General features: G+C 65.8%; 21 protein-coding genes. 4 read left to right on the forward strand and 17 right to left on the reverse strand.

Annotated elements, in window-relative coordinates:
* The 3 genes from ACH107_RS16370 to ACH107_RS16380 form a co-directional block, all read right to left on the reverse strand.
* On the reverse strand, positions 1 to 723 hold a 723-nt coding region (locus ACH107_RS16370; RefSeq protein ID WP_412506758.1), incomplete at its 3' end, for a DNA translocase FtsK 4TM domain-containing protein.
* A gap of 18 nt (positions 724 to 741) precedes the next feature.
* The gene (locus ACH107_RS16375; protein ID WP_412506778.1) at positions 742 to 1,920 is read right to left on the reverse strand and encodes an aminotransferase class I/II-fold pyridoxal phosphate-dependent enzyme; all 1,179 of its coding nucleotides are present in this window, start codon (positions 1,918 to 1,920) and stop codon (positions 742 to 744) included.
* Positions 1,921 to 2,089: 169 nt separating this feature from the next.
* Complete coding sequence (locus ACH107_RS16380; RefSeq protein ID WP_412506759.1) at positions 2,090 to 3,418, reverse strand: amidase; 1,329 nt, start codon at positions 3,416 to 3,418, stop codon at positions 2,090 to 2,092.
* Positions 3,419 to 3,471: 53 nt separating this feature from the next.
* Here ACH107_RS16380 and ACH107_RS16385 point away from each other — a divergent pair, with 53 nt between their 5' ends.
* Entirely contained in the window at positions 3,472 to 4,722 is a 1,251-nt protein-coding gene (locus ACH107_RS16385) for an FAD-dependent monooxygenase (RefSeq protein ID WP_412506760.1), read from the forward strand.
* Between the two features lie 22 nt (positions 4,723 to 4,744).
* Here the strand turns inward: ACH107_RS16385 and rsmD are convergent, their stop codons facing one another.
* Both rsmD and ACH107_RS16395 read right to left on the reverse strand, forming a co-directional pair.
* Positions 4,745 to 5,314, reverse strand: a complete 570-nt coding sequence (gene rsmD, locus ACH107_RS16390) for a 16S rRNA (guanine(966)-N(2))-methyltransferase RsmD (protein WP_412506761.1) — start codon at positions 5,312 to 5,314, stop codon at positions 4,745 to 4,747.
* Positions 5,311 to 6,516 carry an NAD(P)/FAD-dependent oxidoreductase gene (locus tag ACH107_RS16395; protein WP_412506762.1) on the reverse strand — a complete coding sequence of 402 codons (1,206 nt, stop codon included), beginning with the start codon at positions 6,514 to 6,516 and terminating at the stop codon, positions 5,311 to 5,313. The genes rsmD and ACH107_RS16395 overlap by 4 nt, the downstream gene beginning before the upstream one ends.
* Positions 6,517 to 6,604: 88 nt before the next feature.
* Here ACH107_RS16395 and ACH107_RS16400 point away from each other — a divergent pair, with 88 nt between their 5' ends.
* Entirely contained in the window at positions 6,605 to 7,093 is a 489-nt protein-coding gene (locus ACH107_RS16400) for a peroxiredoxin (protein WP_412506763.1), read from the forward strand.
* A 73-nt stretch (positions 7,094 to 7,166) separates the two neighbouring features.
* On the opposite strand, the gene ACH107_RS16405 is transcribed toward ACH107_RS16400, so the two are convergent.
* The 3 genes from ACH107_RS16405 to ACH107_RS16415 form a co-directional block, all read right to left on the reverse strand.
* Positions 7,167 to 9,134: an ABC transporter permease gene (locus ACH107_RS16405; protein ID WP_412506764.1), complete on the reverse strand. Its 1,968-nt coding sequence runs from the start codon at positions 9,132 to 9,134 to the stop codon at positions 7,167 to 7,169.
* Positions 9,131 to 10,162: a quaternary amine ABC transporter ATP-binding protein gene (locus ACH107_RS16410; protein WP_412506765.1), complete on the reverse strand. Its 1,032-nt coding sequence runs from the start codon at positions 10,160 to 10,162 to the stop codon at positions 9,131 to 9,133. The genes ACH107_RS16405 and ACH107_RS16410 overlap by 4 nt, the downstream gene beginning before the upstream one ends.
* Before the next feature lie 78 nt (positions 10,163 to 10,240).
* Positions 10,241 to 11,194: an ABC transporter substrate-binding protein gene (locus ACH107_RS16415; protein ID WP_412506766.1), complete on the reverse strand. Its 954-nt coding sequence runs from the start codon at positions 11,192 to 11,194 to the stop codon at positions 10,241 to 10,243.
* 183 nt (positions 11,195 to 11,377) lie between these two features.
* Between ACH107_RS16415 and ACH107_RS16420 the strand changes: the two genes are divergently transcribed.
* Positions 11,378 to 12,070, forward strand: a complete 693-nt coding sequence (locus ACH107_RS16420; RefSeq protein WP_412506767.1) for a response regulator — start codon at positions 11,378 to 11,380, stop codon at positions 12,068 to 12,070.
* Here ACH107_RS16420 and ACH107_RS16425 read toward each other — a convergent pair.
* Positions 12,051 to 14,978: a response regulator gene (locus ACH107_RS16425; RefSeq protein WP_412506768.1), complete on the reverse strand. Its 2,928-nt coding sequence runs from the start codon at positions 14,976 to 14,978 to the stop codon at positions 12,051 to 12,053. The genes ACH107_RS16420 and ACH107_RS16425 overlap by 20 nt on opposite strands.
* Before the next feature lie 80 nt (positions 14,979 to 15,058).
* On the opposite strand from ACH107_RS16425, the gene torT reads away from it, so the two are divergent.
* Positions 15,059 to 16,117, forward strand: a complete 1,059-nt coding sequence (torT, locus tag ACH107_RS16430; RefSeq protein WP_412506769.1) for a TMAO reductase system periplasmic protein TorT — start codon at positions 15,059 to 15,061, stop codon at positions 16,115 to 16,117.
* Positions 16,118 to 16,183: 66 nt separating this feature from the next.
* Here the strand turns inward: torT and ACH107_RS16435 are convergent, their stop codons facing one another.
* From ACH107_RS16435 to ACH107_RS16470, 8 genes are all read right to left on the reverse strand, one after another.
* Positions 16,184 to 17,818 (reverse strand): acyl-CoA synthetase, encoded by a 1,635-nt coding sequence (locus ACH107_RS16435; protein ID WP_412506770.1) that lies wholly within the window; start codon positions 17,816 to 17,818, stop codon positions 16,184 to 16,186.
* A 5-nt stretch (positions 17,819 to 17,823) separates the two neighbouring features.
* Positions 17,824 to 18,624 carry an enoyl-CoA hydratase gene (locus ACH107_RS16440; protein WP_412506771.1) on the reverse strand — a complete coding sequence of 267 codons (801 nt, stop codon included), beginning with the start codon at positions 18,622 to 18,624 and terminating at the stop codon, positions 17,824 to 17,826.
* Positions 18,625 to 18,645: 21 nt separating this feature from the next.
* The gene (locus ACH107_RS16445) at positions 18,646 to 19,095 is read right to left on the reverse strand and encodes an OsmC family protein (RefSeq protein WP_412506772.1); all 450 of its coding nucleotides are present in this window, start codon (positions 19,093 to 19,095) and stop codon (positions 18,646 to 18,648) included.
* A gap of 10 nt (positions 19,096 to 19,105) precedes the next feature.
* The gene (locus tag ACH107_RS16450) at positions 19,106 to 20,278 is read right to left on the reverse strand and encodes a glycine cleavage T C-terminal barrel domain-containing protein (protein ID WP_412506773.1); all 1,173 of its coding nucleotides are present in this window, start codon (positions 20,276 to 20,278) and stop codon (positions 19,106 to 19,108) included.
* Between the two features lie 162 nt (positions 20,279 to 20,440).
* Entirely contained in the window at positions 20,441 to 20,935 is a 495-nt protein-coding gene (locus ACH107_RS16455) for an Lrp/AsnC family transcriptional regulator (RefSeq protein ID WP_412506774.1), read from the reverse strand.
* Between the two features lie 466 nt (positions 20,936 to 21,401).
* On the reverse strand, positions 21,402 to 22,289 hold the full coding sequence (gene hemF, locus ACH107_RS16460) for an oxygen-dependent coproporphyrinogen oxidase (RefSeq protein ID WP_412506775.1): 888 nt from the start codon (positions 22,287 to 22,289) through the stop codon (positions 21,402 to 21,404).
* A 35-nt stretch (positions 22,290 to 22,324) separates the two neighbouring features.
* A complete protein-coding gene (locus tag ACH107_RS16465; protein WP_412506776.1) occupies positions 22,325 to 23,125 on the reverse strand; it encodes an SDR family NAD(P)-dependent oxidoreductase in 801 nt (266 codons plus the stop codon).
* Positions 23,126 to 23,156: 31 nt separating this feature from the next.
* A partial coding sequence (locus ACH107_RS16470) for a class I SAM-dependent methyltransferase (RefSeq protein ID WP_412506777.1) occupies positions 23,157 to 23,758 on the reverse strand: 602 nt, incomplete at its 5' end.

Raw genomic sequence — 23,758 nt, forward strand, 5'->3', positions numbered from 1 at the left:
GTCGGCCCTGCGTGCGCGCCGTTCCGCCGTTCGGGCCTGAAGCCCTCGGGCCGCCTGCGCGGCACCGCTTGCACCACGGCCGGTGAGCGCCCGCGCGGCGGCATAGCTCATGATCAGCCCGATCAGAAGGAACCGACCGACCTGGCGCAGTTCGGCCCGCGTGAACCCCAGAACGAAGGCCCCCAGACCGATCATCGCAAGACCAAGGACGATCGACATCAGCTTGAGGCCAAGCGCCGCGCCGACCGGCAGAACCCCGAGCAGGGTACCCAGAACGGTATCCCCGAAAAGACCGCCGAGGCCGAAACTGTGTGTCGCCGCCCAGCTTTCGCCGGGGGTCAGCGACGAGGTATAGAGCGACAAAAGCGCCACCCAGACGGGGACGATGATCAACCGGTTGACCGCGCGGTCCTCACCCCGGTGCAGGGCAAAGCGGACGCCCCAGGCGGCCGGAACAACGGCAAAGCCCCAAGCCCCCCAGCCGACGATCATGAACAGGGGCGCGGCAATCGAGGCGCCGGTATGTCCCAACCAGTTCCGCACGGGCGCATCGGTCGCCGACATCCAGCTCGGGTCATCGGGGTGGTACGAAACGATCATCGCCGCCGCCATCGCCGCCACGGCCAGCAGCAGCAGGCCCAGCAGTTCCTTGCCGCGCTTCTCGACCGCCTCGGCCATGGAGCTGTCAAGCAACGGTTCACGCCCGCGTGTCTGGTATGCCATCTTGGTCCTCGTCCTCAATCAACCGTACAGACAGTCGCGCAGCCGCGTCAGCCCGCGCGCCATCTCTTCTTTTGGGGCCACCATCGCGGCCCTTATGTACTCTTTTCCCGGGCTCACGCCGTCGGCTTCACGGCTGAGATAGGCGCCGGGCAGCACGCGAACGCCGGTTTCACGCCACAGCTTCAGGCTTGCCGCCTCGCCATCCGCCACGGGCAGCCACAGGAAGAAACCGGCTTTTGGGCTTTCGTACCCGGCCACGTTTTCCATGATCTCGTCAGCCAGCCGGTATTTTTCGCGGTAAAGCGCGCGGTTCTGCTCGACATGCGCCTCGTCAGACCAGACGGCGGCGGCCGCGTGCTGCAACGGCATGGGCAAGGGGGCCCCGGCATACGCGCGCAATTGTTTCATCCGCGCGATGCTCTGCGGGCCGCCGGCCACGAAACCGCTGCGCAACCCGGGCAGGTTCGACCGCTTGGAAAGACTGTGAAAGACCACCACGCGCTCCGGATCCGCGCCCATGTCACGCGCGACCTGCAACGCGCCCGGCGGGGGGGCGTCGCGGTAAATCTCGGAATAGCACTCATCCGCGAACACCTTGAAATCGTGTTTCTCCGCCAGCCCGATCAACGCGCGCCAGTAATCGCGCCCGGCCACCGCGCCCTGCGGATTGGACGGGGAGCACAAATACACGACCGCCGTGCGGTCGAGCACTTCCGGGGATACAGCGGAAAAATCCGGCAAGTGCCCGGTTTCTTGCACGGCCGGCAGGAAAACCGGTTCCGCGCCCACGCTGAGCGCGGCCACCATGTAGACTTGGTAGAACGGGTTGGGGATCAACACCTTTGGGCGCCCGCCCCGCTTGGTTTCGGGGCACAGCGCCATCATCGCGTTGTACAGCCCCTCCCGCGTGCCATTGAGCGCCATGACGTTCGACCGGGGATCAAGCGTCACGCCATAGCGCCGCGTGATCCAGCCGGTGATGGCATCGAGCAATGGCGGGCAGCCCTCGTTCACCGGGTATGTGCCGAACCCGTCGGCGTTGTCGGCGATGATCCGCGTGATCCAGTCCGGGAAGGCGTGCTTGGGCTCGCCGATGGTCATGTGCACCACGTCTGCACCGGGCTCATGCTGATCCAGCAAAGCCCGCAGACGCGGAAACGCATATTCCGGTAGGTTCGAGAACCGCTCGGGAAACATCTGTGACTGCCTCAAGGTTCGGGATCATTCGCGCCCCGTTTCCCGCAAACTTACCCAAGCGGCGACGTCAGGTCCAGAAAAACCAAGGACTTGACACGAGGAATGTGGCATTTTTGGCAATCCTCGGCGGCAGCCCGACGACCGTTACGCCGACTGCGTGCCGCCGGGATCACCGCAATACCGGCTCCGACGCGGCGGCCAATCTCAGCAGGCTTTCCTCCGCGCCCGGCCGCCCGCACAGCGTCAGGCCACAACTGGGCGTACCGGTCGGCAGGCTGACGGCGCAAAGCCCCATCAGGTTGCCAACGCGGGTATTGCGCAGGGTCAGCAAGTTCTCGGTCACGTAATAGTCCTCGTCCCGCATCAGCCGATCGGCATCGGGCGGCAGGTTCGGGGCCGTCGGCATCAACACCGCGTCGAAACCCGCCACGCGGGCGCGCCACGCCTTGCGCAGCTCCGCCAGCTTCCGCCACGCGGCGACGTAGTCGGGGGCGCTCACGTCGCGGCCGCCACGAAAGCGTTCACGGATGGGGGCGAACATCTTGTCGGGCGCGGCCTCGATCGTGTCGCGCCAGATACCATATGCCTCCGCTGTATAGAGTATGCCCGACATCGGCATCGCGTCGGCCACTTCGGGCGCGTCGATCTCCTCCACCACCGCGCCCGCGTCCCTGAGGCGCGCGACAGCATCCAGATAGGCCGCCGCGGGCGCTTCGCGGATGTCGTCCAGAACCACCGTCTGCAATGCCGCGAACCGCCGCCCGCGCAGGGATGCACCGCCGAGGTCGGGCGCGGCCCCACCTTCGAGCGCGGCCAGCAGCAGCGCGGCATCTTCCACGCTGCGGCACAGCGGGCCGACCGTGTCGAACTTCTCCGCCAAGGGCACGACCCCGTCGAGTGACAGCCGCCCGGCGGTCGTCTTGAGACCGACAAGGTCGTTCCACGCGGCGGGGATGCGCACTGACCCGCCGGTATCACTGCCGATCGCGCCCGCCGCCAGATCAAAAGCCACGCTGGCCGCCGCCCCGGACGAGGACCCGCCGGGCACCGCGCGCGCATCGTTCACGCAGGGCGGCGTCGCCGTGACCGGGTTCAGACCGAGGCCGGAAAACGCCAGCTCGCTCATGTGCGTCTTGCCCAGACAGACCATGCCGGCCATCGAGGCGTTCCGCAGGACGTCGGCATCCGCGCTGGGAACCCGGCCTTCCAGCAGGGCGCTTCCCGCTTGCGTCGCCGTTCCGGCGCTGTCGAACAGGTCCTTCCAGCTGACAGGGACGCCATCGAGCGGTCCGAGCCGCTGCCCTGCGCGGGCCCGGGCCGCGGCCGCGTCGGCCTCGGCCATTGCGCGGTCACGCGTGACCGCCGCGTAAATGCGGTCCCGGGATTCATGCGCGTCGATCGCCGCCAGGAAACGCTCGGTCAGCGCCACCGGGTCGATCTCGCCGCGCCCGATCGCCCGGCCCAGATCGGCCGCGCTCATGCCTAGCCAGTCAATCATGCCCGTCCTCCCGCAAATTCTTGCCGTGGCCGAAGGTAACGGCACCGTGCCACATGGACAATCCCGCAAGAGCCGCCATATTGCGCGACATGGAACAAGACAGCGATATCGTCATCGTCGGCGGCGGGCTCAACGGCCCCGCGCTCGCGCTGGCGCTGGCCCAAGCGGGATTCAGCGTCACGATCGTGGACGCCCTTGCGGAAAAGGTGCGCAAGAACGCGGCTTTCGACGGTCGTGCCTATGCCCTCGCGCTCGGGTCTGTGCGGCTCCTGACAAATACGGGCATCTGGCCGCAGGTCGCCGAAAAGGCGCAGCCGATGCTGGAGATCAAGGTGTCCGACGGCCACGCGGGCAAGGGTCCTTCCCCGTTTTTCCTGCACTTCGATCATGCCGAGATCGAGGAAGGGCCGATGGGGCACATGCTGGAAGACAGGTTCCTGCGCCGCGCGTTTCTGGACGCGATGGCCGCCAAGGACCGGATCACCCGGATCACCGACAGCGTCATCGCACAGGAGCCGGGCCAAGCGGCCGTGACCCTGCGCCTTGCCTCGGGAAGGACGCTCACGACGCGGATGCTTGTCGGATGCGACGGCCGCCGGTCCGGCACCGCGGCACGGGCCGGCATACGGCGCACCGGCTGGGGCTACGGGCAGACGGCGCTTGTCGCGGCAATCGAACACGATCGGCCCCATGACGGGATCGCGCACCAGTTCTTCATGCCACCGGGCCCGCTGGCCATCCTGCCGCTGCCCGGCAACGTGAGCTCCATCGTCTGGAGCGAGACCGACGAAACCGCCGCCCGCTTCATGGCGCTGTCCGACGCCGATTTCATGACCGTGCTGCGCCCGCGCTTCGGCGATTTCCTCGGGGACATCCGGCTGCGGGGCAAGCGCTTTGCCTATCCGCTCGGGCTCAGCCTCGCGAACAGCTTCGTGTCCGACCGGCTGGCGCTGGTGGGCGATGCGGCCCACGGGGTGCACCCGATTGCCGGGCAGGGGCTCAACGCCGGGCTTCGCGATGTCGCAGCGCTCGCACAGGTCCTGACGGACGCCCGCCGCCGGGGCGAGGATATCGCGGCACCGGATGTGCTGGCGCGGTACCAGCAGTGGCGCCGGTTCGACACCGCCACCTTGGCCGCGGCCACGGATCTGACGAACAGGCTGTTTTCCAACGACAATCCTTGTCTACGGCTCGCGCGGGACATCGGCATGGGCGCGGTCAACGCCATGCCCGGTCTGCGCCGCGGCTTCATCCGCGAGGCGGCGGGCCTGACAGGTGATTTGCCCGACTTGATGCGGCCCTGATCCCGCGGGGCCCGATCGCGTGTCAGGCCGGGGCCGCCTGCCGGCGCAGGATCGATATGACCGTGTCGCCGTAGCGTCGCTGGTCCAGCAGGTGCATCCCGGCGGGCGGGGTGATGGCCCTGCCTTCTTCCCAGACAATAAGCGCGTCATCCGCCAGCCATCCGCCCGCCTGCGCAGCTTGCAGCGCGGCCTCGCCCAAGCCCTTGCCATAGGGCGGGTCGAGGAAGACCAGATCGAACACCCCGTCTGGGGTCTTGCCCGGCCGACGCGCATCACGCGCCAGCACCTGTGCGCGTTCCCGCACCTCGCACAGCGCGATGTTTTCGCGCAGCACCGCCAAGGCCTTGCGGCCGTTTTCGACGAAAACCGCCCTGCCCGCCCCGCGTGACAGGGCCTCGAGGCCCAAGGCCCCCGTGCCGGCGAAAAGATCCAGAACGTGCGCGCCCGCCACGACGTCGCCATGCGCGCTCATCAGCATGTTGAACAGGCTCTCGCGCACGCGGTCCGACGTGGGCCGCAGGCGCGCGGCCTCGTCGCCCTTGCCAAGGCTGGCCAGCCGCCGGCCCCGAAGCGTGCCGCCGACGATCCTCACGCCTTCAGCAAGCCCTTGAGATCGCTGTCGGGGTCCGCCACCACCGCCGGGTCGGCGGTTTTGCCGCTGTCTATGAGACGCTTGCCCACCATGTAGGCGCGCGCGTCATTCGCCGCATCCACGGCAAGCAGCGTGTCGCCCTTGAAATACCAGAAGGAAACGCCGCTCTCGCCCTGCCGGGTCACGACCCGGTCATACCCCGTATTGAGCCCCGCGATCTGCAGTTTCACGTCGTACTGGTCCGACCAGAACCAGGGTTTGGGGACGTAATCCTTTTCCGCGCCCATGATGTTCCCGGCCACGCCTTCGGCCATGTCGATGGCGTTCGGCACGCTTTCCAGCCTGAGCCGCGCGTCCCCCAGCGGGAAAGACGCGCAATCGCCCGCGGCCCAGATGTCGGGATCGCTCGTCCGGCCGTGGCGATCCACCTTGATCCCGTTCTCTATCTCGAGGCCCGCCGCCTCGGCCAGCGACGTGGCCGGGCTGATACCGATTCCGACGATCACGAAATCGACGTCCAGTTCGCTGCCGTCCGACAGGCGCGCGCCCTGAACCCGTTTTTCGCCATCGAGCCGCGCAAGCCCCACGCCTTCGCGGATCTCCACGCCGTGCCGCTGATGCAGCTTGCGAAAGTAATCCGCTGTCTCGCTGGCGGCCACGCGTTGCAATATCCGGTCGGCCATTTCCACGATGGTCACTTTCAGCCCTTTCTTGGCCGCGACCGCCGCCGCCTCGAGCCCGATATAGCCACCGCCGACGATCAGCACGTGGCGCCCGGGTTCGAATTCGGGGGCCATGGTGTCCACGTCCTTGAGCTCCCGCACCACATGCACGCCGTCCAGTTCGCCGCCGATCGCGCCGGGCAGACGCCGCGGCACCGATCCTGTCGTGAAGACAAGCTGGTCATACGGCACCTGCCGGCCGCCCGTGATCACCACCTTGTCGGCCCGGTCGACGGCCGTCACCGTCTCGTCGAGGTGAAGGTCGATGTGGTTCTCCGCGTAGAAGCTCTCGGGCCGCAGGAAGAGCCGTTCCAACGCCATTTCCCCCAGCAGGTACTGCTTGGACAGGGGCGGGCGCTGATAGGGTGGCACATGTTCCTCCCCGATGAGCGTCACCTTGCCGGTAAAGCCCAGCGTCCGCAGCTTCGCGACAAGCGAACTGCCCGCCTGCCCGGCCCCGATCACGACAATGGATTGCATCCGCGCCTCCGGTTTTCCATGGCACCCTGCTGGCACCGATCCTATATTTACGCCCACGCGGAACGCAATTGAAAGACAGGATACGACAATGACACTGACCGCCGGCGACAAACTTCCCGACGCAACGCTGATGAGCATGGGCAGCGACGGCCCCGAGCCCGTATCGCTCACCGAGAAGACGAAAGGCCGCAAGGTCGTGATCTTCGCGGTGCCCGGCGCCTTCACGCCGACCTGCCATGCCGCTCACCTGCCCAGCTTCATCCGCACCAAGGACGACCTTGCCGCCAAGGGCGTGGACGAGGTGATCTGCGTGGCGGTCAATGATCCGTTCGTCATGGGCGCGTGGGGCGACACGACGGGCGCAACGGCAGCCGGCATCACCATGCTCGGCGACGCGGATTCCAGCTTCACCAAGGCGATCGGCATGGATTTCGATGCGCCGCCGGCCGGCCTGCTGGCCCGGTCCAAGCGGTATGCCATGATCGTGGATGATGGACAGGTCGTCCATATCGAGACCGAGGACAACCCCGGCGTCTGCGAAGTGAGCTCCGGTGAGAAGGTGCTCGAAGCGCTCTGAACGCCGCGCCGCCGCGCATCAGAACGATTGGCAGGGTGGCCGTCCGGCCACCCTGCCGTCCCTTCGGTTATCGTCAGCCGTCAAGGCCCAGTGCCCGCCGCCGCCGGCGGGCCCACACCGTCACCAGATGGTCCACCATCAAGCCCATGAAGGCAACGGCGAGGCCCAGCACAAGCCCCTTGCCCACGTCCGATGAGCTCAGTGCCCGCTGCATTTCCTGCCCCAGATCCTGCGTGCCGATGAACGCCGCGATGATCACCATGAAAAGCGAGAACATCACCGACTGGTTGACGCCCACCATGATCGTCGGCAGGGCAAGCGGCAATCGTACGCTCCACAGGGTCTGCCGCCGCGAGGCGCCGGACATGTCGGCGGCCTCGATCTGGGCCGACGGAACGCCCCGGAGCCCCTCGATCGTGTAACGGATGAGCGGCACCGCCGCGAACAGCACGACAGCCCCGACCACGGCCACGTCATTGACGCCGAACAGCATCACGACCGGGATCAGGTAGATGAAGCTGGGGAACGTCTGCAACGTGTCGCAGACCAGCAGAACGGCCCGCGCCCTGCCGTCGCTCCGCGACCCCCAGATCCCGAGCGGGAACCCGATGAGCGCGGCAAGGAAAACCGAGAAACTTACCGTGTAGACGGTGATCATAGCCCGGTCCCACCATCCGGACATCGCGATGAGTCCGAAATAGGCGAGGCAGACAAGCGCCGACCGGCGGCCGCCCACGCCCCAGCCGAGGGCCGTCAGCAAAACCAGCACCGCCGAGAACGGCAGCCAGAGCATCCCGTCGCGCAGCGGGATCAGGACCCAGACGATCAGGAACCAACGCAACCACTGGGTCACCGGGTCGATCGTGATGATGATCCAGTCCATGACCGCGTCGAGCGGGTCTGACAAGCTCAGCGCCTCGCGCCGGCCAATCTCGTGGAACACGGGGAAAACCAGCGACAGCCCCCAGAAAACGGCAACGAGCCCGGCCCAGATCACCAGCAGCCGGTGACGGACCAGCCAGGAAACCCCCTTTTCAAGATGCTCGGGCTGCTTGCTCGCCCATGCTTTGGAACAGCGGTCGAGCAGCACCGCGATCAGCACGATGGTGATCCCGATCTCGATGGACCGGCCGATCTTGAGCGCCTGCAGAAGCTGCAACAGTTTCTGCCCCAGTCCCGGCATGCCGATGAAACTGGCCAGCACCACCATTGCGAGACACTGCATGATGACCTGATTGACCCCGACCAGTATCTCGGTCCGCGCGGTCGGAATGCGGACATGACGCAGGAGTTGCAATCGTGTCGCCCCCGCCATCTGCCCGGCCTCGATCACCTCGGGGGGCACTTTCTGGAGGCCGAGAAGCGTCATCCGGATCATCGGCGGCACCGAGAATATGATGGTGACGATCGCGCCGGCCTTGGGCCCCACCCCGATAAAGACGACCACGGGGATCATGTAGGCGAAATGCGGCAAGGATTGCGCGATGTTGAGAACCGGGTTGAGGATCCGCTCGAACCGCGGGCTGCGCCACGCCAACGTACCCATCACAAGGCCCAGCACCACCGAGAACGGCGCGGCCACGAGGATCACGGAAAGGGTTTCCATCGTCCATTCCCACTGCCCCATGATCGACACCCACACGAAGGTGAGCCCGCCGAACAGGCCCAATCGCCAGCCATTGAGGTAATAACCGATCATCGCCACGGTCACCGCGATCACCGTCCACGGCATCGGGCCGATCCGGGGCCAGCGGTTCTTGCCGTAAAGCAGGTTCGCCGTCACGTTCAGCAGCCACTCGACACCGTCCGCGAAGGCACGGGTCGCGTGGATCAGTCCCAGATCTTCGCGGAGAAAGGAAAAGAAGGCATTGATCCAGTCCGCGAACGGCCAGACCAGCCACGCGGGCGGGCGGATCAGCGCCTCGGGCAGGAATCCCTTGGACAGCGCGAGCGCCACCGCCGCCGCAAGGAGTATCTGCGCCACGCGCATCCGGGCGTCGGGTCCGGGGCTTGTTGCAAGGTCGGTTGCCGTGGCCGTCATTCCGCGCCCCCCAGCAGAAGGTCCAGCGCTTCGCGGCGGTCCAACGCCCCGACCACCTTGCCATCCGTCCCCGTGACGGGCAGCATGGCGCGGTCATCATTGACAAGCAGCCGGGCGATTTGAGCGATCGTCTTGTCGCCGGATACCGGGGCACCGGCCAGATCGTGGCCGTTCACGGGACGGGCCATTGCCCGCGCATGGACGACGCGCGCTTTCTCGATATCCTCGATGAACTTCGCCACGTAATCCGTGGCAGGCGCCATCACGATCCGGTCGGGTCGGTCGCATTGCTCCACCGCGCCGTCCTTCATGATGGCGATCCGGTCGGCAAGCCGCAGCGCCTCGTCGAAATCATGCGTGATGAAGACGATGGTCTTGCCCAGCATGTCCTGAAGCCGCAGGAACTCGTCCTGCATCTCGCGGCGGATCAGCGGGTCGAGCGCCGAAAAGGGCTCGTCGAGAAACCATATATCGGGTTCGATCGCGAGGCTTCGGGCAATGCCCACGCGCTGCTGCTGACCGCCGGACAATTCGCGCGGGAAATAGTCCTCGCGTCCATCGAGCCCCACCAGCTTGATCATCTCCATCGCGCGGGCGCGGCGGGCATGGACATCCTGACCGCGCATTTCCAGCGGGAAGGCGACATTGTCGAGGACCGTGCGGTGCGGCAGCAAGCCGAAGCTCTGGAAAACCATGCCCATCTTGTTCCGGCGCAGGTCGATCAGGTCTTTCTCGGAAAGGTCGCCGATTGTCTGTCCCTCGATGGAGACGTCACCACCGGTGATCTCGATCAGGCGGGACATGCACCGCACCAGCGTCGATTTCCCCGAGCCGGACAACCCCATGATGACCAGCATTTCGCCGCGTCCGATGTCCAGAGAAACGTCGCGAACTGCCGGCACATAACCTGCCGCCCGGATTTCGTCGAAGCCTGCATCGGGGCTCAGGCCCGCCAGAAACGTCTCGGGCGTCGGGCCGAACAGTTTCCAGACATGCCGGCATGAAATAACGGTGTCATGGTCAGACATGCGTAAAACTCCTGTGAAAGGGCAACCGACCGCCCCGGCCGGACACCGGGGCGGCCAAATGATCCGTTCAGGGAGGGGTCACATCATGCCTTCGACCCACGGCTGCCAGACATCCTCGTTCTGCTCCAGCCACTCTGTCGCGGCATCCTCGGGCTCCAACTCGTCGACATCGACCAGCTTGGCCATTTCCGCGATCTGCGGATTGGTGAAGCTGATATTCTCAAGGACCGCATAAGCATCCGGCCATTTTTCTTCCATGCCGTCCCACGCGGCTTTCTTGAGGTACCCGTCGGCCGGATTGCCGCAATCGTAGGTGGCGTCAGGGTTCGGCCCGAGGGAAGCGTCATCCTTGCAGCCTTCGAAATAGGCCGGGAATTCCACGAATTCACCCGGCCAGACGGCCTCCACGAAATTGGGGGTCCAGTTGAAGATCACGACCGGCTTCTTGCTGCGCTCGGCCGCCGCGACCTCGGCCCACAGCGCCGCGGCCGATCCCGCGTTCACGACGACGAAATCCATTTCGAGCGCCTCGACACGTTCCTGATCGTGCTTGAGCCAGTCAACCGGGCCGCCCAGGAAGCGCCCCTGATCACCGGTTTCGGGCGTTGCGAACTTCGCCGCGCAGTCGTTCAGCGCCTCCCAGTCCGGAAGGCCCGGGCAGGCTTCCTTCGTCCACATGGGATACCACCAGTCCTCGCGGGTCACCGCGTCGTGATCGCCGACATCGTGAATGCCGCCCTTGTCGAGCGCGGTCTCGAAAGCCGGACCGAACGCGCCTTCCCAGACTTCCATTTCAAGCGTCACGTCGCCCAGTCGCACGGCCTCGTAAACGGCCTGGCTATCCGTCGAGACATATTCGACACTGTTGCCCATCGATTGGAAGATCTGGCCGACGACATGGCTCATCACGATCTGGCTCGACCAGTTATGCGTCGGAATGATGATCGGGTCCGCCGAATCCGCGGCGGCGGCAACCGGCATGACCGCGGTCAGCGCCACGCCCGCCGCGATGGACTTGATATTGGTTTTCATCTCAATCTTACTCCCCGTTGTCTTGCCTGCTCTCTCATGGGCAGGCTTCGGACTCGCCAAAGTCCTTGCTTTGACAGGGACGAGCCTACACGCCGGATGTGAACAGGTAAGACGCGCCCGGTGAACAGGCTGTACTTTGATGTTAAACGTTGTTAACAGAGACGCGGTCAACGCCCGGGTCCGATGTCGCATATCCTGATCATAGAAGACGAACCCGTCACGCGCGCCACGCTGACAAGCTATCTCGACGCGCAGGGATACAGTGTTTCCGAAGCCGAGACGGCAGAGGCGGCCGAGGCCGTTTTGTCAACGCAACACGTCGACCTGCTGCTGATCGACATCACGCTGCCGGGCAAGGACGGGTTGCAGATCACCCGGGACCAGCGGTCGAAATCCGATATCGGGATCATTCTCGTGACGGGCCGCGACGACGAGGTCGACCGGATCGTCGGGCTCGAACTGGGGGCCGACGATTATGTCTGCAAACCCTTCAACCGCCGCGAACTGCTGGCGCGTATCAAGAACCTTCTCTACCGGGTGCACAATTGCGGGCAGGCGACACGGCGGGTCTTCAGGTTCGCCGGGCACCTGTTCGATGCAACGGCCCGCCGGCTGGAAACGGAAGACGGCACGCCGGTGTCCCTGACGCGCGCGGAATTCGAGGTTCTGCTGCATCTGGTCACGCGGCCGGGCGAAGTCGCCAGCCGCGATGCGCTGATGGACAGGGTGACACACCGGCAATACGGGACGAACCCGCGCACCGTCGACGTGCTGATCCGGCGTTTGCGCGCGAAACTGGAACCGGACCCGCGTCAACCGACCATCATCACGACAGCGCACGGCGAAGGCTACGTGTTCACGGCGCATGTGAACTGACCGGATCAAGCTGACGCAGCGCCGTCGCCGTCGCATCGCGCAATTGCGGCACGATCACCGATAACTGCTGCAACAGCCTGCCCGTCGCTTCGCCATGTCCGGAGTGGGCGCTCGCCTCCAGCTTTTCCAACAGGTGCACCACGTCACGCTGGTCGAAATTGCCGACGGTGCCCTTCATCCGATGCGCCGCCTTGCGCAGCTCCTGCCAGTCCTCGGCTGCGAGGGCGTGCTCCATGCCGCGCTGCTCCTCCGCGACGCGGTCCATGAAAAGCGTGGCGATTTCGCGGGTACGGGACAATCCGAAATCCGCGATGTTCTGGCGCAACGCGGCCTCGATGCTGGACACCCGCGAAACCGCCTTGACCCCGGTTGACCGCTGGGACAGGAAAACGTCGCCGTCATTGCCCCGCAGAACGCTGTCCAGCGCTTGCGCCAGCCGTTCCGGCGACACCGGTTTGGCAACGAACCCGTTCATCCCGGCGTCGAACAGCGCCGCTATCTGTTCGTCCTGCACATGTGCCGAGATCCCGATGATCGGGATATCCGCGCGAAATGCGCCATCCCCCCCGCGGATCAGCCGCGTCGCCTCCGTACCGGTCAGCCCCGGCAGGTTCACATCCATCAGCACCACGTCGAAAGCCCGGTCGCGCAGAAGCGCGAGGGCAGCTTCCGCGTCGGACAGACAGCGGCACCGATGCCCCATGCGTTCGAGATAGCCGCGCGCCACCATCTGGTTTATCTCGTTATCCTCGACCACGAGGATATCGAGCGCGGTATCGGCGCGGGCGATGGAATCGTTGCTTTCACGCGCCACCAGATCCCTCGGGTCGCCCGCCCTGAGATCGACCGCCAGCGTGAAAACCGACCCGATGCCGCGTGTACTTTCCAATGTCAGGCTGGCACCGATCGCATCCGCGAAACGCTTGCTTATCGCCAGCCCGAGGCCCGTGCCGCCGAACCTGCCGCCAGTTTCGCTGTCCTCCTGTTCGAACGCCTCGAAAACCCGCGCCCTCGCGTCCTCCGATACCCCGCGGCCCGTGTCGCTCACCTCGAAGACGACACGGTGGGTCGCGCCGCCCCTCGCCCCCGCGCGCAGCCTGAGGATCACTTCGCCCTCGTCGGTGAACTTCAGCGCATTCGACAAGAGGTTGAAGAGGATCTGGCGCATCTTGGCGACGTCGCCCCGGACGACATCGACGATATCATCCGGCACGTCCAGCAACAGGTTTATGCCCTTGGCCTCGGCGCTCGGCCGCATCAGGGCCATGATATCGCTCACCAGTTCCTGCAGTGAAAACGTGCTGTTCACGGCCCGGACACCACCTTTCTCGATCTTTGAATAATCGAGAATGTCGTTGAGGATTTGCAGCAGGTTCTGGCCGGACGCCTGCGCCGCGCTCAGGTGATGGCGCTGTTCGGGGGCCAGCCGGTCCTCGCCCAGGCTCCGCAGCAACCCCAGCATCCCGTTCATCGGCGTCCTGATCTCGTGGCTCATCATCGCCAGGAATTCCGATTTGGCACGATCCGCCGCCTCGGCTTCGCGGCGGGCCTTGTCATGGGCGGCGACTTCCTGTCGAAGCCGTTCCGTCTGTTCCGACACCATGCGCTGCAGGTTGTTGCGGTGTTCCAGCAGCTCCTTTTCGTCGCGGTCGCGTTGTTTCTCCAGCTCATCCTTGGCGATCGCCTGTTGGCGAAAAACCTCGGTGGCCTCTTCCATGCGGGCGATCTCGTCAACGCCCTTCGGCCGTATCAGGCGATCAAGGTCACCGGTCGCCAGCGCGGTCATGGCCCCGTGGAGCCTGTCGAGCCGCCGCGTGATATGCCCGCGCACGAAGAACCAGAGAACCGCCAAGGCCAGTACCAGCCCCGCAAGCGCCGCAAGTCCGCTGCTTGTCTGGGCCCGCCACATCTCCCGGGCGAAGATCTCGGCCGACCCGATGGCCACGTCCTGTGCCTGATCCGCAACCTGCGCAGCTTCCCCGCCCAGACGGAGGGCGGCATCCTGCAGGGCCTGCTTCAGCGCGCGGATACGGTTGCCCGCGGTCAGGATACGCGCTTGCAGATCGAAAAGGTTGACATCGTCGGCGGTAACCGACTGAAGCTCGGCCAGGTGCTGTTCGGCCTGCTGCAAGCGGCCGGGATCGCGGATCGCGGCGATGCGCCGGGACACCACGGCAAGCTCGGTCATGAACGCCGCCTCGATCGCGTCCAGTTCCTCAAGCGTGGCGGCTTCGTCGATCCGGTTGATCAGCAGGCCCACCTCGGCCGTCCGCGACCGCAGCTCGAACATCAGGCTGAGCTGGAAAAGATCGACCTCCAGCAGCTTGTCGAGCGCATCGACCGTGCCCGCGCCCTCAAGGCCGATATTCGTCCCGCCGTAAAGGCTCGAAATCACTGCCGTGGTCGCCATTTCCGCGTTCGCGACCAGCGTGTCTGCCATGTCGAGCAGCGTCGTTGCCGATTGCAGGTCACGCCCGACGCGTTCCCTGAACACGGCACGCGCCGCGATTCGTTCCTCGACCAGGGCGTCGAGGGTGGAAACCGCCTCTTCCACCTGCGACACGGCGGCGCGCAGGGGGCCGATCCGCGCACCGCGTTCCAGTTCGAGCCGTTCGAGGCGCCCGGCCAACGCGGCGACCTGTTGGGACAGGTCGCGCGCCAGCGTGCGGCGGTCGGACTGGGTATCGACCTCGGCCAGACGCGGGGCGACCGCGATGATCCGCGTGCTTTCCTCGGCGATGCCGCGCACGTCCGCGATCGCCGGAATCGTCTGGCGGATGACTTCCGACTGGCTCCGCGCGAGGCCCCGAAGCTCGACAAGGCCAAGGAAACCCGCCAGCGTCGGAAGCCCCGCGATAAGCGCGAAGGCCAGCAGGAGTTTCCCGCGCAGACCCAGCTTTCCCAACATGTTCTGCCCTCCTGCACTTTTCGGCCCGATCAGGCTCGAAAACACTCAACAGCCGCCGATTTCATGGTACCATAGCAACCATGCGGTGGATTGCCCTCGTTTTTCTGATCGCGGCAGCCGGCACCGCCAGGGCCGAAAGCTGGCGATTGCAGGTGCCCCGTGTGCCGTTCGACTATGGCTCGGCGCAGGACACGGTTGACTACACGCCGCTCGACCGGGCGCAGCGGCAATGGACGCTCTGCGTGGCCTATCCCCACATGAAGGACGCGTACTGGCTCAGCGTCAATCACGGCATGGTCGAGGAAGCGCGCCGGCTTGGCGTCGCCTTCAAACTGGTCGAGGCCGGCGGATATCCCAATCTCGAACGGCAGCGCCAACAGGTGACCGACTGTGTCGCCGACGGGGCGGACGCGCTGGTTCTGGGCACGGTCGCCTTCGACGCCATGACAAAAACCGTCGTGGAAATATCCCGCGAAATCCCCGTTGTCGCGGCGGTGAATGACATCGCCGACCCCGGAATCGTCGCCAAGGTCGGTGTTTCATGGACAGAAATGGGCGCGGCCGCCGGCCGTGTGATCGCCAAGCGCCATCCAAGGGGCAGCGCCCCTGTCAAGGTCGCGTGGTTTCCCGGCCCCAAGGGCGCGGGGTGGGTGCAGTTCGTGGAGCGCGGGTTTCGCGCCGCAGTCGCCGACAGCGCGGCGCGGATCGCCGTCACGAAATATGGCGACACGGGCCGCGAGATACAGGTCCTGCTGGCCGAGGAAGCGTTGAACGAAGTGCCCGACCTCGACTATATCGCGGGGGCCGCGCCAACCGCCGAGGCGGCCGTTTCACTGTTGCGCGCCCGCGGGCTCGCGGACCAGGTCGAAATCGTGTCCGACTACATGACACATGCCGTCTATCGCGGCATCTACCGCGGCAAGATCGTCGCGGGCCCCACCGATTTTCCCGTGCTGCAGGGCCGCATGGCCGTTGAATTCGCCGTCCGCGCGATCGAGGGCAAGCTGGTGCACCGTCATGCCGGACCGGCGATCTTTCCCGTCGAACAGGGCCAGATCACGCCGGAACAACTGTCGCAGACGCTGGCGCCGCCAAGTTTCATTCCCGTTTTCGACTTTCGGCCCGATACGGCGGAATGACACGACAGGGCTATGAAGAATGGCGCGCCCCCGGCCCCGGGGGCCGGCCATCCGGCTTTGTCCGGGTCACTCCTCGATGGCGCGGGCGTGATCACGCAGAACGAATTTCTGGATCTTCCCGGTCGAGGTTCTGGGGATCGGCATGAAGACGAACTTGCGCGGGACCTTGTACGCGGCGAGGTGATCACGGCACCAGTCGCGCAGGGTTTCGTCGTTGATCGCCTGCCCCTCGACCGGTTCGATGAAGGCACACGGCGTCTCGCCCCATTTTTCGTGCGGCATCGCCACCACGGCGGCAACCCCCACGGCCGGGTGACGGTACAGCGCCTCCTCGACCTCGATCGAGGAGATGTTCTCGCCCCCGGAAATGATGACGTCCTTCGACCGGTCCTTCAGTTGGATGTAGCCGTCCGGATGCACGACGCCCAGATCGCCGGAGTGAAACCACCCGCCCGCAAAGGCCTTTCGCGTGGCGTCGGGATTGCGGAAATACCCCTTCATCACGACGTTGCCGCGGAACATCACCTCGCCCATCGTCTCGCCGTCGCGCGGGACGGGTGCCATGGTTTCGGGGTTCAGGACCTCCAGCCGCTCCAGCGGCAGGTAGCGAACGCCCTGCCGCGATTTCAGGACCGCCTGTTCAGTCACCGGCAGCTCGGACCAGTGGCCGTGCCATTCGTTGACGACGGCAGGCCCGTAGGTCTCGGTCAGGCCATAAAGATGCGTCACGTCAAAACCCGCATCCTGCATGTCGGCCAGCAGCTTTTCGGGCGGCGGCGCGGCCGCGGTGAAGAACTGGACGCGGCGGTCAAGCGCGCGCTTGACCTCGGGCGGCGCCGAGATCATCAGCGACATCACGATCGGGGCGCCGCACATGTGGGTCACGCCGGCATCGGCAAGCGCCGCCCAGATCTGGTCGGCCCGCACCTGCCTGAGGCAGACATGCGTGCCCGCGATGGCCGAAAGTGTCCACGGAAAGCACCAGCCATTGCAGTGGAACATCGGCAGGGTCCAGAGGTAGACCGCGTGTTTCGCCATCGAGCTCGTCAGCGCGTTGCCCTGCGCCAGCAGGTAAGCGCCACGGTGATGCGACACCACTCCCTTGGGATCCCCCGTCGTGCCCGACGTGTAGTTGATCGAGATCGCGTCCCACTCGTCCTCGGGCATCAGCCATGCGAAATCCGGGTCGCCGCCGGCCACGAACGCGTCGTAGTCCGTCGCGTCGGATGGCACGCGCGCACCGGTGAATTCGGGGTCGTCGTACCGGATCAGCAGGGGCGCCACCGTGGCCAGCGCAAGCGCCTCCTGCATCAGCGGCATGAACTCGCTGTCGACGATCACGACCCGCGACATCGCGTGATCGAGCTGGAACGCGATGATCGAGGCATCCAGCCGGGTGTTGATCGAATGCAGCACGGCGCCGCACATCGGAACACCGTAATGACATTCCAGCATCGCCGGCGTGTTGGCAAGCAGCGCCGACACGGTATCCCCGCGGCCAATCCCGCGGCCCGACAGGGCGGAGGCCAGTTGCCGCGACCGCGCGTAGAATTCCGCGTAGCTTCGCCGCAAGGCCCCGTGCAGGATCGCCGGATGATCCGGAAAGACGCTGGCCGCGCGCTCCAGGAAGGTCAGCGGGGTGAGCGGCTGAAAGTTCGCCGGATTACGGTCGAGGCCGGCATTGTAGGGGTTTTCCGCCATCAAGCTCACTGATCCTGCCACTCGGGGGCACGTTTCTCGATGAAGGCGCCGATGCCCTCTTCGGCGTCGTGCGCCAGCATGTTGTCAACCATGACCCGCGACGCGTAGTCATACGCGTCCGACAGTGACATTTCCCGCTGCGCATAGAAAGCACGCTTGCCCGTTGCAAGCGTCATGCTGGATTTCGACGCGATCTTCCGCGCCATCGTGAGCGTTTCCGCCCGCAGCTCGTCCGGCGTGACGACGCGGTTGACCAGCCCGATCTCGGCCGCGCGCGACGCCGGCGTCATGTCACCGGTCAGAAGCATCTCCATCGCGTGCTTGCTGCTGGCGTTCCGCGACAGGGCGACCATCGGCGTCGAACAGAACAGCCCGATATGAACCCCGGGCGTGCTGAACTGCGCCGTGTCCGCCGCGACGGCAAGGTCGCAACTGGCAACCAGCTGGCACCCGGCCGCGGTCGCCACGCCCGCAACCTCGGCGATGACCGGCTTGGGGCAATTGACGATCCCCTGCATGACCGAGGAACACTGCGTCATGACCTTGGTGAAATAGGCCCGGCCACGATCCGGCGCCGCGCGCCCGGCGGTCATTTCCTTCAGATCATGCCCGGCACAGAAGGCCGGGCCGTCGGCCGACAGGATGATGACGCGTACCGACGGGGTCTCCCCGGCTTCGGCAAAGGCCGCGCCCAGTTCGGCCAGCATCGCCTCCGACAGGGCATTGCGCCGGGCGCCATCGTTCAGGGTAAGCCGAAGGATACCGTCATCATCGAGGTCACGCAGCAGGATATCGCTTGCTGTCACGGCGTGGCTCCTTTCATGGACTCAGAGAATGTTGATTTCGACGCTGTCGGCGAGCGTGTTGGCGATGAAACAATAGCGGTGCGCGCGGTGCTGCATTTCCCCGAGCTTTGCCGCGTCGACGGCAAAGCCTGTATCGAACCGCACGACCGGGTTCAGATCGATCCGCGTCACCGACATCTGCCCCCTGGCGTTCTTGCCCAGATGCGCGACCGCGTGGTCGTGATAACTGGCCACCGGCCAGCCCGCCTTGGCCGACAGGGCCAGAAAGGTCATCATGTGACAACTGGACAACGCCGCTGCGAGGGCCTGTTCCGGGTTGGTGTGGTCGGGGTCGCCGCCCCAGTCAGGGGCGGCGTCGGCTTGTACCTCGTGGGTGCTGTTGTACTGCACCGTGTGGGCGTTCGAATACGTGCCTGTCTCCAAGGCAGGTTCATCGCGCTGCCAGTGCAGCTCGATCGCCAGATCGGACATGGTCGGCCCCTTATGCGTTGGCTTGCAGGGGCTGCGGCGCCGCTTCGACGGCCAGCTTCTTGCGCGGGTCGTGGAAAGGCCGCTCGACAACCGTCGCGGATGCCTCTCCCCAGTGGCTCGCCACTTCCAGCTCGGTCCCGAGTTCGGCGCAGTCCACCGAAACCATGGCCAGCGCGATGTTCTTCTCCAGGCGGGGGGAATAGACCGCGGACGTCACCTTGCCCACGTATTCCCCGGCATGGTTGACCGACCAGAAGGACGTGTTCGGCCCCGACATCCGCGGCCCGTCGATGACCAGCCCGACCTGCTTGCGGGTGACACCGTTGTCGCGAACGCGCTGCAGCGCGAACTTGCCGATGAACTCGGCCTCCATGTCCACGTTGACCAGCCGGTCCATGCCCAGCTCGAAGGGATTCGTATGGATGTCGGCATCGGCGTGATACGACAGCATCCCGCCCTCGACCCGGCGAATGGTCGAGGTGTGGCCGGGCTTCAGGCCCATCGGCAGGCCGACGGCCATGATCCGCTCCCAGAGCGCGTCACCGAAATCCCCGTCGCGCAGGTAGATCTCGTAGCCCAGTTCGCTGGACCAGCCCGTGCGCGACACGATCAGCGGGATGCCGTCCAGCTCGACCTCGCGCAGCCAGTAGTAACGCAGGTCAAGGATGTCATCGCCGAAAAGCGCGTGCATGATCGCCCCGGATTTGGGGCCCTGAAGCTGCAGCGGCGACACGTCCGGTTCCCGGATCGTGACATCCATCCCCGAATGCACCGCGACCCCCTGCGCCCAGAGCAGGACGTCACTGTCGGCAAGCGACAGCCAGAAACGGTTTTCCCCGAGCCGCAGCAGGATTGGGTCATTGAGTATGCCACCCTCCGCGTTCGTGATGAGCACGTACTTGCACTGGCCGACCGCCATGCCGGACAGGTCGCGCGGTGTCAGCATCTGGGTGAAGCGGGCGGCGTCGGGGCCCGTGATCTCCACCTGTCGCTCCACGGCGACATCGCAGAGGATCGCGTCATTCACGAGGTTCCAGAAATTCTGTTCCGGATCGCCGAAATCGCGCGGAATGTACATGTGGTTGTATACCGAGAACCCCTGCGCGCCCCAACGCACAGTCGCGTTGAAGAAGGGCGATTTGCGGATTTGCGTGCCGAAGCCAAACTCATGCGGTTCTTTCATGTCATGCACCCTTGTACGGCACCGGCGCCAGCCGCCGTGGCCTGATTGAAGACTGTACCGATCCTAACGATTCGCCGGTTCGAGAGTGTTCCGAAATCGCCGTCCGACAAGACCTGACGGGCCTTTTACGATCCGCTGCGAAGACCGTTTGGACCCGCTGCCCTAATCGCGCGGCCGCGCCGCCAGCTTGGCGACATTGGGCTGCCCCGACTTGACCTGCCGAGTCGCGAAATAGGTGACGTAGCGGTCGATGTTGAGATCCGCCTCCAGCAGGTCGTCCATCACCCTCTGGAACACGGCAAGGCTGGGCGCGACCACCGTCATGACGTAATCCATACCGCCGCCGGTCGCGACACAATGGGTCACCTCGTCGACAGAGCGGATGCGGGTCTCGAATTTCTCGAAATCCGATCGGCGGTGATGGACCAGCGACACCGTCACGATGACCTGCGTGAAGTCCGCGATGCGTTCCAGCGCGATATCCGCGTGATACCCGCGGATGAAACCGGCCGTCCGAAGCCGGGTCAGACGCGCCCAGCAGGGCGTCGGCGACAGGTTCACGAGCTCGGCGAGTTTCGTCTTGCTGAGCTGCCCGTGCTTCTGCACGGCGCCAAGGATGCGTATGTCGGTGGCATCGAGCCCAATTTTTCCGTTCATTCGGACCTCACCCTGATGCGCGCCAGAACTGCCATCGAGATAGACGTCAAAACGGCGTACGACAGGGGCAGTCTGCCCCATCCGCACGGTCGGGCCGCCGTTCTTTACGACTCGTTGCGGTTCAAGACCGTCCTCACGGGCCATCCCGGCCGCCCGACATCCGCGCCAACGCATCCGAAAGCCCCGCGCGGAGGTCGGGTAGGCCACCTGCGCCAACCGGCATATCAACCCGACAGGCCGCGGTTCCGCCCGGAGCAAACCTCGGCGGCAAGTTACCACCGGGGCGAAAGCACGCGGCGTCTATAGAAGGCACAGCAAAAGCGCGATAACTTGAAAATCGTCAACCTGCCGCAAAGGATGAGCAGGCCAGCGAAATTGCGGCGCCACTCGGCGTGTCGCGAATGACGGTGCCTCGGGCGCCGGACGCTCCCAACCTGCGATGCCGATCGGCGCAGGCGCCGCCCTGTCACACCCACTTGGCCAGCGGCGGCAGGCTCATCAGCACGGCATTGGCATCGTGCCCGGTGGCCAGCCCGAACTTGGTGCCGCGGTCGTAGACAAGGTTGTACTCGGCATATAGCCCGCGATGGACAAGCTGCGCCTCGCGGTCGGCCGCGTCCCAGTCCTGCCCCCGGCGCCTTTCGACAAGCGGCACGAATGCCGGCAGGAAGGCCCGGCCGATATCCCGGATCAGCGCGAAATCCGCCTCCCAGTCCCCGGTGTTGCGGTCATCCATGAAAATGCCGCCAACGCCCCGCGCCCGGTGGCGGTGCGGGATATGGAAATACTCGTCCGCCCATGCCTTCAGGCGCGGATATTCCCCGGTGCCGTGCGGATCCAGATACGCCTTCTGCGTGGCATGGAAATGCGCCGTGTCCTCGTCATACTCGATGCACGGGTTGAGGTCGGACCCGCCGCCGAACCACCATGCGGCCGGGGTCCAGAACATCCGGGTATTCATGTGCACCGCCGGCACATGCGGGTTCTGCATGTGCGCGACAAGGCTGATGCCGCTGGCCCAGAAACGCGGGTCGCTCTCCACCCCCGGCACGCCGCGCGCCGCCATCGCCTGCTGCGCGGCCTCGCCCAGCGTGCCGTAAACTTCCGAGACGTTGACGCCGACCTTCTCGAAGACGCGCCCGCCGCGCATCACGCTCATCAGGCCGCCGCCCGCGTCGCTGCCGTCCTCGCTGCTGCGGCTTGTCTCGCTCACCTCGAAGCGCCCGGGCGCGGCATCGGCCAGCGGCCCGCTTGCGTGACTGTCCTCCAGCCCCTCGAAGGCCGCCACGATCTCGTCGCGCAATTGCCGGAACCACGCCGCGGCCCGCGCCTTCTGGTCTTGCATGTCAGTCATCTCTTTCCTCGCCGCCACAACGCCGCCGCCCTTCCTTAGTGCGCCGGGGCCGCCACCGGGTCAAGCAGGGTGCGCCCGCCATCGACCGTCATGATCTGCCCCGTCATGAACCCGGACCCGTCACAGGCAAGGTATTGCACGGCCTCGGCAAGCTCGGCGGGCGACGCGATGCGCCCCAGCGGCGTATGCTCCTCGATATCGCTTCGAAAGCTGCGGTTGGTCCGCAGCGTGTCCTTCAGCGACGCGCTCATGACCGAGCCGAAAGCGACCGCGTTCACCCTGATCCGGTGCGGCGCCAGAACCACGGCAAGGCTGCGCGTCATCTGGTCCAGCGCCGCGGCCGCCACCGAATAGGCCATCAGGTCCGGATGGGTGCGCCGCGCGGCGATGGACGACAGGTTCACGATCTTGCCCGCTGACCTATCGGTCTGCCCGTCGGCCTGCTTGATCATCCGTTGCGCGACCTGCTGGCTCAGCCGCAGCGCGGTCAGCAGGTTCTGCTGCAACAGCATCTCGACCGCGTCGTCATCCGGGTTGAGCGGGTCCGATGCAACCACCTGCCGCGAGGCATTGACAAGGATATCCACCCGGTCGAAGGCGTCGATCGTGGCCGACAGCAGGTTCGCCTGTGTCAGCTTCTCGCGCAGGTCGCCGGCGAAATAACGGATGTTGCCGTCTTCCGGCGCCTTGCCCAGCTCGCTTTTCAGGCGGTTCTCGTCCATGTCGGCGAACATCACGTTCGCGCCCCTGTCGGCGAAATGCCGCCCGATGGCCAACCCGATTCCGTTGGCCCCGCCCGTGACGATGGCGGTCTTGCCGCTGATGGAAAAGGACATGCGCGAACCTCCCGTCGATCTGCCGCAGTGGTCAGCCTAGGGCATCCCGGCGCCGGAGGCGAGACGGGCGCGCGGCATGCAGTATCTTGAAGCGGGTATCCCCTGCCACTTCCTCGGACCGGGCGAAATGCTCGGCCAGCACCGGCTCGTAGGGCAGGTGCCGGTTGCCGACCATCCAGAGCTGCCCGCCCGGCGTCAACATCGCCGCCGCCGCGCGGATGAAGGCCGCGCCCATCGCCGGGTCGGGCGCGCGCCCCGAATGGAAAGGCGGGTTCATGATGACGCTGTCCACCGGCGCCGGCGCGTGCCAGCGCGTCGCGTTCTCCCAGTGCAGGCGCAGGCGCGGGTCGGGCACGTTCCGGCGCGCGCAATCCAGCGCGTCGTGATCGGCCTCGACAAGATGCAGGCGCTCTATCTCCGCACGCTCCAGCGCGCGGGCGCCGAGGTATCCCCAGCCCCCCCCGAGATCGACCACCGTCCTGCCCAGCGTCGCGGGCAGATGCGCGGCCAGCATCCGCGACCCGGGGTCGATCCCGTCGGCCGAGAACACGCCCGGCAGCGTGACGAACCCGCCCTCGATCTGCCGTGGGGCGGCCGTCCAGTCCGCAAAGCCCGGCCCGGCCCGGAAACTGA

The organism is Roseovarius halophilus (ex Wu et al. 2025), from assembly GCF_047086965.1.